This window comes from Brevibacillus laterosporus LMG 15441, from assembly GCF_000219535.2.
In the GTDB taxonomy this organism is placed as follows: Bacteria; Bacillota; Bacilli; order Brevibacillales; family Brevibacillaceae; genus Brevibacillus_B; species Brevibacillus_B halotolerans.
The window spans coordinates 73,541-90,172 of record NZ_CP007806.1 but is presented as its reverse complement, the minus strand read 5'-3'; the positions used below and the strand labels follow the sequence as shown (position 1 = coordinate 90,172).

The 16,632-nt window shown below is 41.8% G+C and carries 16 protein-coding genes; 1 reads left to right on the top strand and 15 read right to left on the bottom strand.

The window, feature by feature from the left end:
• Nucleotides 1-46: 46 nt before the first annotated feature.
• The 14 genes from BRLA_RS00435 to glmU form a co-directional block, all read right to left on the bottom strand.
• On the bottom strand, nucleotides 47-358 hold the full coding sequence (locus BRLA_RS00435; protein ID WP_003333893.1) for an FtsB family cell division protein: 312 nt from the start codon (nucleotides 356-358) through the stop codon (nucleotides 47-49).
• A gap of 26 nt (nucleotides 359-384) precedes the next feature.
• Nucleotides 385-954, bottom strand: a complete 570-nt coding sequence (gene yabQ, locus BRLA_RS00430) for a spore cortex biosynthesis protein YabQ (RefSeq protein ID WP_035318804.1) — start codon at nucleotides 952-954, stop codon at nucleotides 385-387.
• The gene (gene yabP, locus BRLA_RS00425) at nucleotides 951-1,235 is read right to left on the bottom strand and encodes a sporulation protein YabP (protein ID WP_018672314.1); all 285 of its coding nucleotides are present in this window, start codon (nucleotides 1,233-1,235) and stop codon (nucleotides 951-953) included. The genes yabQ and yabP overlap by 4 nt, the downstream gene beginning before the upstream one ends.
• A 110-nt stretch (nucleotides 1,236-1,345) precedes the next feature.
• Complete coding sequence (locus tag BRLA_RS00420) at nucleotides 1,346-1,639, bottom strand: RNA-binding S4 domain-containing protein (RefSeq protein ID WP_003333896.1); 294 nt, start codon at nucleotides 1,637-1,639, stop codon at nucleotides 1,346-1,348.
• Nucleotides 1,640-1,665: 26 nt separating this feature from the next.
• The gene (mazG, locus tag BRLA_RS00415) at nucleotides 1,666-3,132 is read right to left on the bottom strand and encodes a bifunctional methyltransferase/pyrophosphohydrolase YabN (RefSeq protein ID WP_003333897.1); all 1,467 of its coding nucleotides are present in this window, start codon (nucleotides 3,130-3,132) and stop codon (nucleotides 1,666-1,668) included.
• Nucleotides 3,133-3,161: 29 nt separating this feature from the next.
• The gene (locus BRLA_RS00410) at nucleotides 3,162-4,811 is read right to left on the bottom strand and encodes a putative polysaccharide biosynthesis protein (protein ID WP_003333898.1); all 1,650 of its coding nucleotides are present in this window, start codon (nucleotides 4,809-4,811) and stop codon (nucleotides 3,162-3,164) included.
• A gap of 193 nt (nucleotides 4,812-5,004) precedes the next feature.
• Complete coding sequence (gene spoVT, locus BRLA_RS00405; RefSeq protein ID WP_003333899.1) at nucleotides 5,005-5,544, bottom strand: stage V sporulation protein T; 540 nt, start codon at nucleotides 5,542-5,544, stop codon at nucleotides 5,005-5,007.
• A gap of 349 nt (nucleotides 5,545-5,893) precedes the next feature.
• Nucleotides 5,894-6,988, bottom strand: coding sequence for a peptidylprolyl isomerase (locus BRLA_RS00400; RefSeq protein WP_003333900.1), 1,095 nt, complete (start codon nucleotides 6,986-6,988; stop codon nucleotides 5,894-5,896).
• Nucleotides 6,989-7,031: 43 nt separating this feature from the next.
• Nucleotides 7,032-10,598, bottom strand: coding sequence for a transcription-repair coupling factor (gene mfd / locus BRLA_RS00395; protein ID WP_003333901.1), 3,567 nt, complete (start codon nucleotides 10,596-10,598; stop codon nucleotides 7,032-7,034).
• A 210-nt stretch (nucleotides 10,599-10,808) separates the two neighbouring features.
• A complete protein-coding gene (locus BRLA_RS00390; RefSeq protein ID WP_022586599.1) occupies nucleotides 10,809-11,039 on the bottom strand; it encodes an anti-sigma-F factor Fin family protein in 231 nt (76 codons plus the stop codon).
• 78 nt (nucleotides 11,040-11,117) lie between these two features.
• Nucleotides 11,118-11,690 (bottom strand): aminoacyl-tRNA hydrolase, encoded by a 573-nt coding sequence (gene pth / locus BRLA_RS00385; protein WP_003333903.1) that lies wholly within the window; start codon nucleotides 11,688-11,690, stop codon nucleotides 11,118-11,120.
• A gap of 148 nt (nucleotides 11,691-11,838) precedes the next feature.
• Complete coding sequence (locus BRLA_RS00380) at nucleotides 11,839-12,462, bottom strand: 50S ribosomal protein L25 (protein WP_003333905.1); 624 nt, start codon at nucleotides 12,460-12,462, stop codon at nucleotides 11,839-11,841.
• Between the two features lie 84 nt (nucleotides 12,463-12,546).
• On the bottom strand, nucleotides 12,547-13,497 hold the full coding sequence (locus BRLA_RS00375; protein ID WP_003333906.1) for a ribose-phosphate diphosphokinase: 951 nt from the start codon (nucleotides 13,495-13,497) through the stop codon (nucleotides 12,547-12,549).
• A gap of 24 nt (nucleotides 13,498-13,521) precedes the next feature.
• On the bottom strand, nucleotides 13,522-14,901 hold the full coding sequence (gene glmU / locus BRLA_RS00370) for a bifunctional UDP-N-acetylglucosamine diphosphorylase/glucosamine-1-phosphate N-acetyltransferase GlmU (RefSeq protein ID WP_003333907.1): 1,380 nt from the start codon (nucleotides 14,899-14,901) through the stop codon (nucleotides 13,522-13,524).
• Between the two features lie 158 nt (nucleotides 14,902-15,059).
• Between glmU and BRLA_RS00365 the strand changes: the two genes are divergently transcribed.
• Entirely contained in the window at nucleotides 15,060-16,076 is a 1,017-nt protein-coding gene (locus BRLA_RS00365) for a CobW family GTP-binding protein (RefSeq protein ID WP_003333908.1), read from the top strand.
• 146 nt (nucleotides 16,077-16,222) lie between these two features.
• Here the strand turns inward: BRLA_RS00365 and spoVG are convergent, their stop codons facing one another.
• Complete coding sequence (gene spoVG / locus BRLA_RS00360; RefSeq protein ID WP_003343428.1) at nucleotides 16,223-16,510, bottom strand: septation regulator SpoVG; 288 nt, start codon at nucleotides 16,508-16,510, stop codon at nucleotides 16,223-16,225.
• Nucleotides 16,511-16,632 lie beyond the last annotated feature (122 nt).

The following is a 16,632-nucleotide window of genomic DNA, read 5'->3' as shown; positions in this document are numbered from 1 at the left end:
TCTATTGTACGTTTTCGTAAATTTATTTTAGCTAGACCCAATTGGCTTAATTATCGGGGATCAAAAAGATGATCTCACCCGGCTTGGACATAAAATTATTTTTGCGTGCAAGCTCTGCAATGTATTCTGGATCATCTAATCGTTTCATCTTATTGGTTAGCTCTTCCTGTTGCTCTTTTACTTCCCCTGCCTCTTTCTGTAGTGCTTCTACTTGTTCTTCCGTCTCCGCAATGACAGAGCTTTGAAGATATGCTGTATAGCACGTCCAGATAAGGAAGCAGAATACGAAGAACATAATAAAACGAAGTCTGCGCTTACGACCTAGATTATTCGATTGAGAGGGACGTTCTTTGGCCATGTCTGCTCTCCACCTTTGCTACCTTTTTACTCTTTGTTTTCCTTGGTAAACCATTTCTTCAGTTTTTCCTTTGCTCCTGCCATTTTGCCCCTAATACTTTTCCACAAGTTACGACCCCATGGAACAAATGGTGACAATGGCCAAGAAATGATTCGCCAAATGAACAATCCTATCTTTGCCAGCACAGTAAAAAGGAACCCGAGAATAATCCAGATAAAATGAAAAATTATCTCTATCGGTTTAATCAATAGAAAGTCAATAAATTTAACACTGATCTGAAATACCCATATACTCCATTCTAGCACAGTTAACAAAAATCTGATATAAACCTTACTACCTATAAGGAAATAGAGCCATGCTCCTATAATAATCCCTAGATAGATTGGAAATCTCACTATTCCATCGTTAACCCATACCAGCACATAAAAAACAATTCCCACACTACTTAACCAAAATAACAAATCTAATATGAAAACGGCCCAAAGTGGGAAGCGGCCCTTGCCTTTTATGACATGGTACGTATCAAACCCCATCCCCATAAAAATTCCGCACAGGGACATGAAAGCCATGGTCTGAAACTGAATACTGATACTCACTTAAATAATTTGCCGAAAAATCCTTTCGATCGATCTCCGGCCTGCCCCTGTTCTATATACCCCATGTCATGAACGAAACCCTCAATGGCCACTTCTCCGGTTTCAAGACTCAGGTTTTTCATATGAAGATTCTGGCCGCGTATAGTAAGAAAACCGCCTTCTGTTTCTAACAGAAATTCTTCACTATCAAAGCTTTCTACCTTTTTTACCCCGGATATAGCCAAACTACGCCGATTGATCATGACAATTTCATGGCGAGGTCGTTTATTTGGTTCGATCATATAAAAACCCTCCCTATCTTGGTGGTCTGGAGTACGATCCAAAACGCCGGGAACAAAATGTTCCTCTTTGTACCAAGATATGGAGGGGGATGTCCTTTTAGAACTGTTGCTTATGCTCTTAGGTATTCATCTTCTTCTTTTTCATCGCGCGGTACTGGTACCTCACCAATTACTGTGTAAAGGGAAGCAGCCTCATCCTTACGCGCATTTTCTTTGATCTCTTCAACTTTTACTGTAACGATCTTTTGTCCAAAACGAATGGAGATAGAATCGCCGACTTTTACATTGCTGGAAGCTTTTGCAGCACGTTCATTAATTTCGACACGTCCTTGATCACATACATCCTTAGCTAACGTACGTCGTTTAATTAAACGAGACACCTTTAGAAATTTATCAAGACGCATAGTATTCCTCCTCTATGTAGCTGTGGCTACTCTTGAGCTTTGGCCTCATTCCAAAAATGATCAAGCTCTTCTAAAGTCATATCGGCAAACTGCTTATTCTTTTCTTGCAGCCTTTGTTCAATATAGTGAAATCTACGCTTAAATTTCAGATTGGTAAGCGCTAAAGCCTGTTCAGGATCAATCTTCATGAAGCGAGCTAGATTGATTACAGCGAACAGCAAATCCCCTAATTCACCTGTTCGTTCCTCTGGAGTTGCTTGCTGAACCTCCTTGTACTCTTCTTCAATTTTAGCGTAGACATCTTTCACTTCGTCCCAATCAAACCCAACTTCTGCGGCCTTCTTTTGAATTTTGACGGCTGCTAAAATCGCTGGTAAATCCTTTGGTACAGCATCAAGCAAGGAGGCTGTTTCTGGCACAAGCCCTTTCTCTGCTTTCTCTTGAGCTTTTATCTGCTCCCAATTCACCACCACTGCATCGGCATCAGCTACCTTCGACTCTCCAAATACATGCGGATGGCGTCGAATCATTTTGGCCGTCAGAGTAGAAATGATGTCTTCAATGGTGAAGTAGCCTTCCTCTGAAGCAATCTGTGCATGGAGCATAATCTGCAAGAGCACATCCCCTAATTCCTCACACAGCGCATCCACATCATCCAAATCGATTGCTTCCACTGTTTCATAGGCTTCTTCTAATAAATAACGACGCAAGCTTTGATGCGTTTGCTTCCGATCCCATGGGCAACCTTCTGGTCCACGCAAGGTTGCGATCACTTCTTTTAAATAAGAGAACTGACGTTGCTTTACTGACTCTTCTACAGTAGGTGGTACATAGATGAGACTTAGATTTCCCAGATGCTCCACTCGATCTAACTCGTATAATGGTAGACGCTCCACGATCTCTTGACCCTCTATCCCAACCGCTGTAGCAACGATAACCTCATATTCGTCTGGAAGGACTTCCATTAAGGTGAGCTTCGCGTCTGAAGCAGACATTTGATCGTAGACCTGAGCTATAACTGTGTGTAGACCCGGATTTACTTGATCTGCTGTCATACTTGTGGCGTCTAACAAGGTAAATCCTTCGATCGGATCAATAGCCAGACGAGCGAAAAGTGGATCTAAGAAGCTTTGTCCGCCCAATACCTTGACCTCTATCTGCTCCTCTACCGCATGACTTAGTAGCAGTTGCACCGTCCGTTCTGCTACTAAAGGATGTCCCGGAACTGCATAGGTTACTTCACCTTCTGTTTTCACCTTAGATAACAGCTCACGTGCAATCTCTTGATATACCTGTTCAAATGAGTCATGTTTTTCGTAAATAGAATCAAAGGACGTGTAAGTAAGGCCCTCTTCAGCCAATTGATCTAATACTGGATGATCAGCTGTACGGACATACAAATGCGTGGTCTGTTTTAAGCGTTTATACATACCCAGAGGCATTTGATCTAGATTGCCTGCCCCAAGTCCTACGACATAAATGGTGTTCACCATGTAGGAATCCTCCGTTCTTTAATCCCTGACTATTTTCGAATCTGTAAAAGCTTATACCGCTCCAAAAGAGAGACTAGTCTCTTTCCTTTTGGCAAATACAAAATTTCATCGCGTTTCATGCCCCCTGTATATAAAAGGGAAAGCATATATACTACTAGTCCCACAGTAACTGCAAAAACTCCGACGATCGTTTGAGCCAAACGCTCGCTATCGAGCAGAGAACCCACAATTAGATTCATTAGGCCTTGAACGAGTAAAACCATGACTGACATAAGAGCGACACTTATCAAAGGCTTAGTCAGCATTTCCTTTATGTTAAAGGAAAGCCCCAGATAATGGCGAATCGACCTCATGTTTAAGCTCATTGATGTCACATAGGCAAGGACTGTGGCCACTGCCGCCCCCTGTATGCCCCACAAAGGCGTTAATGCAAGATTGGCCAACAATTTTACCAGTACACCAATCAGCAAATGTCGAGCTGGTAATTTAACATGCCCTAAGCCCTGCAAGATTCCAGAGGTAGCAATACTTAATGTCGCAAACACAATGACAAAGGCTTGAATAGCAAGTGACCAGGTACCCTTATCATTTCCATATACCATAATATTGACTGGTTCAGCTAACAAAGCCAGTCCGATTGAGGCTGGTAACCCTAGCATCAGGGTTAGGCGTAGAGCCATCTCGGTACGATTCATGATCATTTTATCCTGTTTTTGTGCTACAGCCTCACTAATAGCAGGAACTAACGCCAAGGAAAGGGATGTGGCAAAAAACGTTCCAAATTGAATGAGTGGTTGTCCACGGTCATAGATTCCTTTTAATTCTTTTGCTATATCAAGTTCATATCCGTTCCATTGCAGCAAATTAGAAACTGTCACCGAATCAATTAATGGAATCATCGGCAACACCAGAGCACCGATACAAATCGGAATTGCGTAATGTAAAATGCTGATCAGCACTTGCTTGTTCGTTACTGTATCGGTAAGCTGTTGGGCACGTAATTTTTTACGATACCCTCTGCGTCGATAATATCGTCTGGATTTCCGATAATAATAGTACAAAACCAAAAAGGCTGCTAATGCCCCTGGAAAGGCAGCAAATACTGCTCCTGTACCGGCAAGGTAAGCATCCTGATAGGCACTCATCATCCAGTAGGCTGAGACTAAAATAACGATTACACGAATAATCTGTTCGACTACCTGTGATACACCCGTAGGCACCATGTCTTGCTGTCCTTGAAAATAACCACGCAATATGGATACCAACGGAACTAATGGTAAAGACCATGCTACGGCTCGTAGCGGCAATGTAAGCTGTTCATCGCCCATAAATCGAGCTAATGCAGGAGCCCCTAGATACAAAAGGAGAAAAAAGAATACTCCTAGTATTCCTAGTGAAACGCTGGCTACACGGAAAGCCTTACGTGCACCTAGATGATCCTCGACTGCTAATCGTTCTGAGACGATTTTAGAAATGGCAATTGGAAAACCTGCTGTTGCCAAAATCAATAAGGCTGTGTACAACGGGTATACCTGCATGTACACATATAACCCAACATCACCTGTGATATTTTGATAAGGTATGCGATAGATCGCTCCGAGAACCTTGGAGAGCAAGCCGGCAATACCTAGAATAGCAGCACCTTTGACAAAATGATTCGCACTTCTCTCTCCTGCCATACAGTATCTATTTCTCCTCTTACAAAAAGTCTACGTTCAGAAACTTTGTCCATTATACCACACAGAGGAAGTGAGTAATCAAGGGGAATGAGACGTGGGTCATTCGTGGTTTACCTGCATGTAGTAGGGAAAGTGAAAAAAAAACAAGCCCCTTGTATAAGGCTTGTTTTTCACTTGCGTTATTTAATCACTATTATTGTTCCATTTGTTTAGCTAGGAATCCAGCGGCTGTTTCTGCCATTTTCAGCTCTAAATCGCCCATTTTGGCTTCTGCTTTGCTGACAAGGATCACTGCGCCAATTGGGTCTCCACCTGCTACGATAGGAGCTACTACATAAGATGAGTACTGCTCCGGCATATCACGACATAATTCATATTGACCGGAATTTTTTTCCACCTTACTCTTGCGTTCTTCCAATGATTTTTCTACTAGATTGCCAATTGGTTTTTCTAGGTATTCCTTCTTGGAAGCGCCAGCTACTGCAATAACCGTATCTCGGTCGGAAATAATGACAATATGATTTAAGCTTTCGTATAAAGAGTCAGCATATTCCTTAGCAAAATCAGCTAATTCTCCAATTGGAGAATATTTTTTAAGGATTACTTCCCCATCACGATCGACAAAAATCTCAAGTGGATCCCCCTCACGAATACGAAGTGTGCGACGGATTTCCTTCGGGATTACAACCCGTCCGAGGTCGTCTATACGACGAACAATTCCAGTTGCCTTCATAATCTTGTTGCCTCGCTTTCTTGAGAAGATTGATTTTGTAGTTTTTTGAGGATTTACTCCTATGATTTCCTATCTTCTCGCTTTTTACTAATATCTTGTATTTGTATTTGTTGCCAATTAACCTTGCTTTGTACTCTCCCCCGGGCGGTAGCGAGTGATAATAGTATTTGCCTTGGCAAGAAGAATATGCGATCAAAACAAAATTAAACCAGCTTTTTTTATTCCAAGATAACCTTTTGATGGCTCTGTCCTGCACTGACATTTTCCCAATAAAAAAGCTCCTCTTGTAATCAACCACAAACTGTAAACACAGTCCGCTTGGTTACAAAAGGAGCTACTTTTATTTATGCTATTTTGTTTCAGGAGTAGCCGCTGGAGCTGGAGCTTTTACCTCTGGAAGAGATTTTTTCGTAATAATCGCGTCCAGATCTTTGGTAGTGTATTGCTCGAAATTCTTCTCCAACACCTGCTGCTTCAACTGAGCTTTTACTTCATCAAAAGTTTTTACTTTACGGTCTTCTACTTTCACAATGTGATAGCCATATTCAGTCTTAACTGCCGGTTCACTGAGGACTCCAATTTTTTGGGTGAGAGCTGCCTTCTTAAATTCTGGCACCCAATTGTTCACGTCAGCATTTGCATATAATCCACCGTTTGCTTTGCTACCTTCGTCCTCAGACACTTGTTTGGCAAGAGTGGCAAAGTCCTCCCCTTTTTTCAAGCGGGCAAGATAGCCTTTTGCCAATTTGTCTGCTTCCTCTGGTTTACGGTTCTCGAACTTAACCAAAATATGACGCACAGAAGCTGTTGTATACGCAGATTTATCTGCTGTATCATAGGCCTTCTTCAAATCAGCATCTTTTACTTCACCTTCCATAACCTTCACAGAAGCGTTAATGTTTGCTAGTTGTTTCACAATCGCTTCTTTTGTGATGTTATGATTCTTCATCAATTGGTTAAATTTATCCTCGCTACCGAGAACTTGGATATACTGACCTTTTAGTGATTCAAAAGATTTATCCGCTTCTGTAGCTGCTGCTTTCTTAATCGCTTCGTCAGCCTTTTCCGCTTTTAGCTTCGTAGCTAGGTATTGACGTGCGTAGTTATCGACCATCTCTTGTGTAGAAACTCCAATAGCATAGGCTTGTGGAGGATTCATGAAGCCAAGTGCACGTAGGAAATCTTCAAACTCCTGGCCTGTTAGCTTCCCGCCCTGATATTCAAAAATAGCAGCATTTGGATCAACCGTAAAAGGCAATTTAACCGGCGGGAATTGCGCAAGCGTATCTTCCTTATCAGCCGGCTGTTCTGCTCCTGGTTTAGCCGGTTGTGCTGTTTCGGCTTTATTAGTCGTTCCGCAGCCACTCAAAATCGCTAGCGTTAATGCCGTGGTGGAAAGTAGGGCCAACATACGTTTACCCTTCGTAAATGTTGTCTTTTTCATAAAACAAAAGCTCCCTTCTCGGCACCTTTAGCACCTAGTGGATTTAGTGTAATGAGGGGTCAGGGCTCTTACTCTTTTCAATCAGATGGAAATCATTAATTAAGTCTACTACCATCTTGACCCCATCCTCAATCTTTAACCCCTTAACTTTAACAGTTACGATGATCTGTTGTCCACCTTGGGTCGTCGAAAGCCCAATCCGGCGATCATATTTGCTAGACAAGCCAAATAAAGCCCCACCATCAATATTGGAGGTTTGATGCTCTGCCAAAATGATTTTAATAACATCAGGATCTTTCTGACTAATCTCAACAATATGATGCTCCATCGCTTGAATACGTAAACGTGAAATCATCAGTAAATTATCTACTGGAGATGGGATATTACCAAAACGGTCGATCAGCTCATCAGCAAGATCATCCAGCTCCTCGATCGTAGAGGTTGCTACAAATTTTTTGTACATCTCGATCTTCTGACGACTATCAGTAATATAATCTGAAGGTAAATACGCATCAATTTGAAGATTAATTTCAACTGGTGGAACAGGAGCAATCTCTTCTGTCCTTACCTCACCACGTAAATCATCAATCGCTTCCTTCAGCATTTGTGTATACAAATCAAATCCGACAGTATTAATGAAGCCGTGTTGCTCTGCTCCCAATAAATTACCTGCTCCACGAATCGATAAATCTCGCATCGCAATTTTAAAGCCGGACCCAAGCTCTGTGAATTCCTTAATAGCCTGTAACCGTTTCTCCGCTACCTCTGTCAGTACCTTGTCACGTTGGTATGTGAAGTATGCATAGGCAATACGATTAGAACGGCCTACGCGCCCACGTAGCTGATAAAGCTGTGACAAGCCCATCCGGTCGGCATTATAGATAATTAGCGTATTTACGTTTGGAATATCGACACCAGTCTCAATGATCGTGGTACTTACCAACACATCATAATTGCCGTCTAAGAAATCGAGAATAATTCGTTCTAGCTCACTTTCATTCATTTGTCCATGAGCAACCGCTACCCTAGCATCAGGAACTAAGGCCGAAATATGCTCCGCCATTTGTTCTATACCTTGTACCTGATTGTACAGGAAGAACACCTGTCCTTCACGGGCCAATTCTCGCTCAATCGCTTCTCGAACCAGAGCCGGGCTATAGTCTAATACATAAGTTTGTACAGGAAAGCGATTTTCCGGCGGTGTCTCAATAACAGATAAATCACGAACTCCTAGCATAGACATATGAAGCGTACGCGGAATAGGAGTAGCTGTAAGCGTTAGTACATCTACATTGGTTTTTAATTGCTTCAGTTTTTCTTTATGGCTTACACCAAAGCGTTGCTCCTCATCGACAATCAGTAGCCCTAGATCACGGAATACAATATCCTTAGACAGCAATCGGTGCGTACCGATCACCACATCTACCGTTCCTTCCTTTAGACCCTTCATTGTTGCATTTTGTTCCTTTCGAGAACGAAAACGGCTCAAAACCTCTACTCTGATCGGAAAATCAGAAAACCGCTCCTTAAACGTTTCAAAGTGCTGTTGAGCTAGAATCGTAGTTGGTACAAGTAAAGCTACCTGCTTTCCGTCCATGACCGATTTAAAAGCAGCACGTATCGCTACTTCTGTTTTTCCATATCCTACATCCCCGCAAACCAAACGATCCATCGGACGCTTGCTTTCCATGTCAGCTTTCACTTCTGTGATGGCACGCAATTGATCCACGGTCTCCTGATACGGGAACATCGCCTCAAATTCTCTTTGCTCCAAGCTGTCCTTGTTAAAACTATAGCCTACAGCTTGCTCTCGTTGTGCATACAGCTTGATTAGATCCTCGGCGATATCTTTTACCGATGTTTCTACCTTGCTCTTTACACGTTTCCACTCATTTCCGCCTAAATTATAAATTTTAGGCTGAGCTTCTTCACTGCCAACATACTTTTGTACATGATCGATTTGATCAATAGGGACAAACAAGCTATCTCCGCCTGCGTATTGTACATGTAAATAATCCTTATGAATACCTAGGATTTCCTTTGTTTCAATTCCTAGATATTTACCAATCCCATGATTAATGTGTACAACAAAGTCACCAGGCTTTAATTCCATGTAGTTCTTGATGCGCTCAGCATTGCTCATGTTTTGATTTACTTTGCGAGCTTTGCGCTGCTTTGCTGTGAAGACTTCTCCTTCTGTAACAACAACCATTTTGCTTAATGGCATTTCAAAACCGCTTTGAATATTTCCAATAATAATAGTAGGTCGGCCTGGAGGAATTGTTCTTACCTCTTCTAGCAGCAAATCAGCTTCCATCTCATAATCATCTAAAACTCGCTCTAAACGCTTGGCGCGCTCCGCATCAGCAGCAGCGAAGATAATTTGATGTTGACCCTTTATCCATCGTTGCAGCTCGCTTTTTAATACGTTCATTTGCCCATGAAAATTTTGCATCGCACGACAGTTCATGTTGACGATATTTTGTGGATGCGTTTTTGGGGTTTGACGTAAAAATAGCGATAAATAAATTATCTGTCTCTTCTGCCCATGAATGAGCTCATCATACGACTGTGACAGAATAAGATTAGACATAAAATCGCCTTGTTCGATACGACTAGTAATCCATTCTGATTCGTCCTTTTGCAATTGTACCGCGGTATCAATGACACGGGACGGTTCATCAATAATCATTAACGTATCAGAAGGCAGGTAGTCTAGGATGGTTTCCATCTCAGGATACAGAACGGATAAATAGCTGTATAGATTAGCTGGTCGGCTACCCTGGCGCATTAATTCAATATCTCGCCCTATCTGCTCCATCAATCTTTCTTTTACAACCTCATCCTTGGTGTTACCTAATGTTTCACCTAGTTTTTTCTCTAAATAAGCAGCACTCTCTACTAGCTTCGACGAAAAAACAATTGTCTCTTTTACCGGGCCAATCACATATTGTTCTAAATGTTCTTGAGAACGCTGTGTACCCATATCAAATGTTCGAATGGAATCAATTTCATCATCAAAGAGTTCAATTCGAATCGGCCAGTCCGAATCAACAGGAAATAAGTCAACGATTCCGCCACGAATACTTAATTCGCCTTTACGTTCAACCATCTCGACTCGTTCGTAGCCTAATTCAACCATTCTCTCTAAAAAGTCTTGTAAATCTAAAGTTCCTCCACGACTTACGGTCATTTGAGCCTCTTTCCATACATTGTGAGGTACGGTCAAGCGGCGAATACCTGCAAAAGGAACAACCAAAATACCCGTGAAGCCATTCGCTAAACGGTTAAATACTTGAATACGTTGTGCTAATGTCTCTGGACTCGCAATGGCCATTTCTGACCCAATCAGCTCATTACCCGGATAAAGCATGACTTCCTCTGGGGAAAGCAGCTCTGCTACATCCTCATACACTTTTTGCGCTTGAAACATATTATGCGTCACGATACACAGGGGGCGTTTACTCTCTTGATAAACGGCAGCCATGAAAATATGACGAGCGGAACCAGATAGTCCGGCCATCAACTGTTCATGTAAGCCCTGTGACAAACCAGCAAGAATGGTTCCGAAATTGGAATCTTCTTTTATACGATTAATGATGACTTGCATCCCTAATCTCCTCTCCAACCTTACTCTCCTATTACTACATAGGTTACAGCACTAAAACTGCGGCGCAGATCAACCTTCCCACATCGCAGTTTGTACGAAAAAGTTATTTATTTATTCAATCGATAAAAATCCACAGGTAGCCTTAGCTTCTAAAAAACTAGGCTACCTTACTTTTCATGCCTTGTCATTTTGAAAGGTAAAAATGGCTTGCTATTGCAACGGATTACCTACAACCGACAAATCAGGATTTTGATCAAGGGCCTCTTTACAATAGTCACAAACAACGCGAACAACTGTATTCCCTATCTCATCCTTGGATATTATATGTTGGCGCTCCTGTTGGGTCAAGAATTGAAAGCCTAGCTGCCATTCGGAGACATTCGATTGCTGAATTTCCCCCACCTTCATGCCACAACACCGACATACATAGCGGTAACTCATATGATTACCCCCTAAGTGAAAATATAGTACTTTCTTCCACTTAGTATGGGCATATTATAGCTATTCGATACTGTACTGCTAGCCACGTGTTGGATTATAACGATTCATAACTGTCAGGAAGCTATCACCTTTGATCCAATCTTCACTGGCTTTTGCTGCTGATTGAATTGCATCTTGGATATGCGGCCACTCGCTTTTTGAAAATGAGTGCAGTACATAGTCACTCACACTTTTGCCCGGTTCTGGACGATCAATACCAATTTTGATGCGACTAAAATCTTGTGTGCCTAAATGAGCAATGATGGATTTAATCCCGTTATGGCCTCCTGCACTGCCCTTTTCCCGCAGTCTCAGCTTGCCTACCGGTAAGTCAAGATCATCATAGATGACAACGATATCCTTTGCTGTCAGTTTATAAAAAGAAACGATTTGCCCTACCGTTTCTCCAGATAGGTTCATGTAGGTTTGTGGTTTTACTAATAAAACCTTCTCGCCTTGTACATTTCCCTCTCCTATAATTCCACGAAATTTCATCGTGCTTAACGGAATTTGTAATTCTTTACTTAATGTATCTATTGCAAGAAACCCTACATTATGTCTGGTATCCTCATATTGTTTACCAGGGTTCCCTAACCCAATGATGACTTTCAATGAAATTACCTCCAAGCAAAATAACCTACTTAATTCCATTGTACATGAATGTAAGCCTTTTAAAAAGCAAGGGAAGTCGACTTCTTCCGTCAAAAAACGGCATGTCCATACATAAAAGAGCCTCCCAAAGGAATTGGGAGGTCACTGGTTATACTTTTTCCGCTTCGGCTACAGGAGCTTTTGCTTGTTCTGCAACTTCCATAGCGCTTTGCTGAGCTTCAATAGATTCATCCGATTTTGCTTTTGGCGGAAGTACGCTAATGACTACTTCCAGCTCGTCAAGATGCACGTCTACGTTTGGAGGTATTTGCAAATCTTTAACAAGTACAACATCTCCTATATGTAGCCCATCTGTATCTACAGTGAGTGTTGCCGGGATATCAGTAGGTAAGCAGGAGATTTCTACACTGTGACGAACCAATGTAGCAGCTCCCAATTCAGGATCTCCCGTCATCGTAATAGGCACAGACGTATGAATTTTTTCCTTCATGTCTATCTGTTTAAAGTCAGCGTGCAAAATCCTACCTTGAACTGGATGTCTCTGAAGCTCATACACCATCACGTCATATACATTTCCATCTACCTGTAGCGTAAAAGGAACGTTGGTGGTTTGCGCACGTAAGGCTTGATCCAGCTCAAGCGCAAGTATCTTGACTTCCTTATTTCCTACATCCGTTCCGTATAACACCGCAGGAACCCAACCCTCACGACGAATCGCTTTAGCTGTTGTTTTATCTTGAGCTGTACGTACCTCTGCTTTAATTGCTACCAATATAAAAACCTCCTCTGACCAAGTAGATCTAAGACAGTTCTAGCTTGTCCAGAGGAGGTAATGATTATCAACTATACTGTAATTTTAATCGAACAATTTACTAATTGACAATTCTTCGTGAACACGGATAATCGCTTCTCCAATTAATGGAGCCACAGATAATACCTTCACCTTATCAATTAATTTGTTCGAATCTAAAGGAAGCGTATTTGTAACAATCAATTCCTTAATCTTAGAGTTTTGGATACGCTCTATGGCAGGACCAGAGAGAACAGGATGTGTGCAACAAGCGTACACTTCACGAGCCCCTGCATCTACCAATGCATTAGCAGCTAAAGTAATCGTTCCGGCTGTGTCAATGATATCGTCAATGATGATAGCTGTTTTACCTTCAATGTTACCAACAATATTCATAACCTCAGCTACGTTTGGTTCAGGACGGCGTTTATCAATGATGGCAATTGGTGCTTCTAATCGTTCAGCCAGCTTACGAGCACGTGTAACTCCTCCGTGGTCTGGTGATACAACAACAACGTCTGAGAGGTTTTTCTCTTGGAAATATTTAGCCAAGATTGGAACTCCCAACAGATGATCTACAGGGATATCAAAGAAGCCTTGGATTTGTGTCGCGTGTAAGTCCATTGTAATCACACGCTGTGCCCCTGCTGTTTCGATAAGATTTGCAACTAATTTCGCTGTGATAGGATCACGAGAACGCGCTTTGCGATCTTGTCTTGCATATCCATAATACGGAATCACAACATTAATGCTTTTGGCAGAAGCACGTTTTAGAGCGTCGACCACAACCAGTAACTCCATTAGGTGTTCGTTAACTGGTGCGCAAGTAGGTTGGATAATGAATACGTCTGATCCACGCACACTCTCATTTAGCTTGATTTGGCACTCACCGTCACTGAATCTTGCTGTCTCCATGTTGCCCACGTTTAAGCCGATATGTTCAGCAATCTCCTGAGCCAATTTAGGATTGGCACTGCAAGTGAAAACCTTCAGCTTCGGGTCACGATAATTAGCCATCTTGTTAAAAGCCTCCCGTTATTCTTATTCGCTTTGTTTACGTGGTAGTTTTACCGCGTAGTCCAGTTTATTGGTTTGGCGTTCGCGCGCAATGGCAAACGCTCCATCTGGTACATCTTGATTAATGGTCGAGCCAGCAGCAACGTAAGCATCATGACCTACCGTCACAGGAGCAACTAAGTTAGAGTTGCATCCGATGAAGGATCGATCGCCTACTACCGTCTTATGCTTTTTCGCCCCATCATAATTCACGGAGATTGTTCCGCATCCAACATTAACACCCTGACCAATCTCAGCATCTCCTAGGTAGCTGAGATGAGGAACTTTACTTCCTGCACCAATTTTAGCATTTTTCAGCTCCACAAAATCTCCAATTTTTACATTTGAGCCAATATGTGTTTGTGGTCGTACATAAGCAAACGGACCAACTGTAGCCTGTTCATCCACTTGGCTGTCCACTAGTACGGAATAAGAAATGCTTACGCCATCCGCCACTTGCATATTGGTTAATTCAGTTTGTGGGCCAATTTTGCAGTCTGTGCCAATAACCGTTTTTCCTCGCAAATAGGAATTCGGTTCAATTATTGTGTCGGCGCCAATCACTACATCTGCTTCAATATAGGTAGAAGCTGGATCAATGATAGTAACACCGTTTTTCATGTGTTCAACAGCAATGCGTTTACGCATATAAGCTTCTGCCTCAGAAAGCTGAACGCGATCGTTAACCCCCATTGTTTCATCTGGGTCTTCGGCAGCATAAGCCAATACTTTCTCGCCCGCTTCTCGTAGAATACCCACACAATCGGTGATATAGTATTCATTCTGAGCATTATCATTCTTCACTTGGGATAATGTTTCCCAAAGCTTCCGATTATCAAAGCAATAAATACCTGTGTTAATTTCTGCAATATTACGTTCCTCGTCTGTTGCATCCTTGTGCTCAACGATGCGTAACACTTCATTTCGTTCATTTCGAACAATGCGACCATATCCGGTTGGATCGGCCATTAAAGCGGTTAAAACGGTAGCAGCCGCGTTCTGCTCTTCATGATAAGCCAATAGCTTGGTAAGCGTTTCCTTTGAGAGCAATGGCACGTCCCCATATAAAAGCAGAGTCGTTCCCTCTTGATCTAGTAAGATATCTTTGGCTTGCAAAGCTGCATGAGCTGTTCCCAATTGTTCTGCTTGCATGGCGTATTGAACACGGTCTTGTAGCGTTTCACGAACTTTATCAGCTCCGTGTCCTACTACTACAACTACATCGTTTACTTGCATGGAAGCCAAAGTATCCACAACATGCTGAACCATTGGCTTGCCGCATACAGGATGCAGTACTTTATATAATTTGGATTTCATACGTGTTCCCTGACCAGCAGCAAGAATTACCGCATGTATAATAGACATGTTAACCCTCCAACATACTGAAGTTCCATCATGACTATATCTTAAAATAGGTGTTCATTTCAAGACATGATGAAACTTTTCCTGTTTGATAACACTTAATAAAACAACTACTATTTAAATAACATACTCTATTTTATTCAAAAAACAAGGAGGATGAAATGAGTACAGATGTATATATATTGACAGGTTATCTAGGAAGTGGAAAAACGACTCTGCTCCAACAGCTCCTGGCTTATCTGCGTGATCAAAGCAGTAATGTCGTTGTTATGATGAACGAAATGGGAGAAGAGGATGTAGATGGGGAGCAAGTGGAGGGATTTGGTTTTCCCGTAAAAAAAATGCTCAATGGTTGCATTTGTTGCTCCATTCGTGGAGAGCTGACAGAAAATGTAAAGGAAATCATGCAAAATATAAAACCGGAGCATCTCATCATTGAAACAACAGGTGTAGCTGACCCCATTGAAGTAGTCGATGCCATGACGCATCCCGAGCTTTACGACAGAATGAATCTAAAAGGAATTATTAGCGTCATAGATGCTTCGAGGTATTTAGAGCTGACTTCTTTCTTTCAAGCTGGCGGGGCGTTGATTAAGACCATTCGCAATCAGGTAAAATATGCAGATCTTTTAATCATAAACAAAGTTGATTTAGTGGATGAAGACATCTTAACAAAAGTAAAAGCAAAGCTTCAGGAAACAAACTCTCATGCTTCTATGCATGTAACGATACGGACAGAGATGGATCTAGAGAAGTTGCTACAGGTAAAACGATTGGCTCAAAGCAAAGAGATGTCAAACACACCCTCTATCCCTGTACAAAAAACGATCGGCCGATTTTCTCCATTAGATAAATTAAAGCAAACACTAGGACTTAAAACAAACCAGCCTTCCCTTTTTCACTCGATTGATACTTTTTCATATCATTTCAAGGGACCCGTTGACGCTGAAGCCTTTGAAGATTTTTTGTATGATCTTCCCAAAACCATCTACCGGGCAAAAGGATACGTGCAATTTATTGGACAAGACGATCTGATTTCTTTCCAGCAAACTCAAACACAGGTACATTTATTTCCCTTTAGCAATTTCGGGCCAAAAATGGTAGCCGTTTTCATTGGAGAAGGAATTGATAAGGACAATATTATAGAAGCTCTCGAAAAATGCTACCGCACTTCATAAATCAACCATTTATGCCGAAAAAAAAATAAAAAAGCACCTAAAAAACAGGCGCCCTTTTATTTCATTTTTCATTAATTTCAGAATTATGACGTTTGTAAAATGCCTAGGCATTCACCGAATACAGGGCGAATGCCAGTTCTTCTTCATCATGCTCCCGCTTCAATTTGCGCTTCTTCTTCAACTCCGACACGCTCATATTCAGATAGAACTGCTGCCTGAATTTTTTCGCGAGTTGTTGAAGAAATTGGGTGGGCAATATCTCGGAATTCACCATCAGGAGTGCGTTTGCTAGGCATAGCCACAAACATTCCGTTGTTCCCATCAATTACGCGGATATCATGAACCACAAACTCGTGGTCAATGGTAATTGAGGCAATCGCTTTCATTCTGCCGTCCGTATTAACACGGCGAAGTCTTACATCAGTTACTTCCATCATGTTCACTCCCTTTATCTATGTCGGATAGCCTATATTTTCAACGTGATGGTTAAATATTCCTGCTTTGTTTTCCGAAAAATTGTAAAAAATATTTTTATCTGCCTTTTCTTTATTTTGAT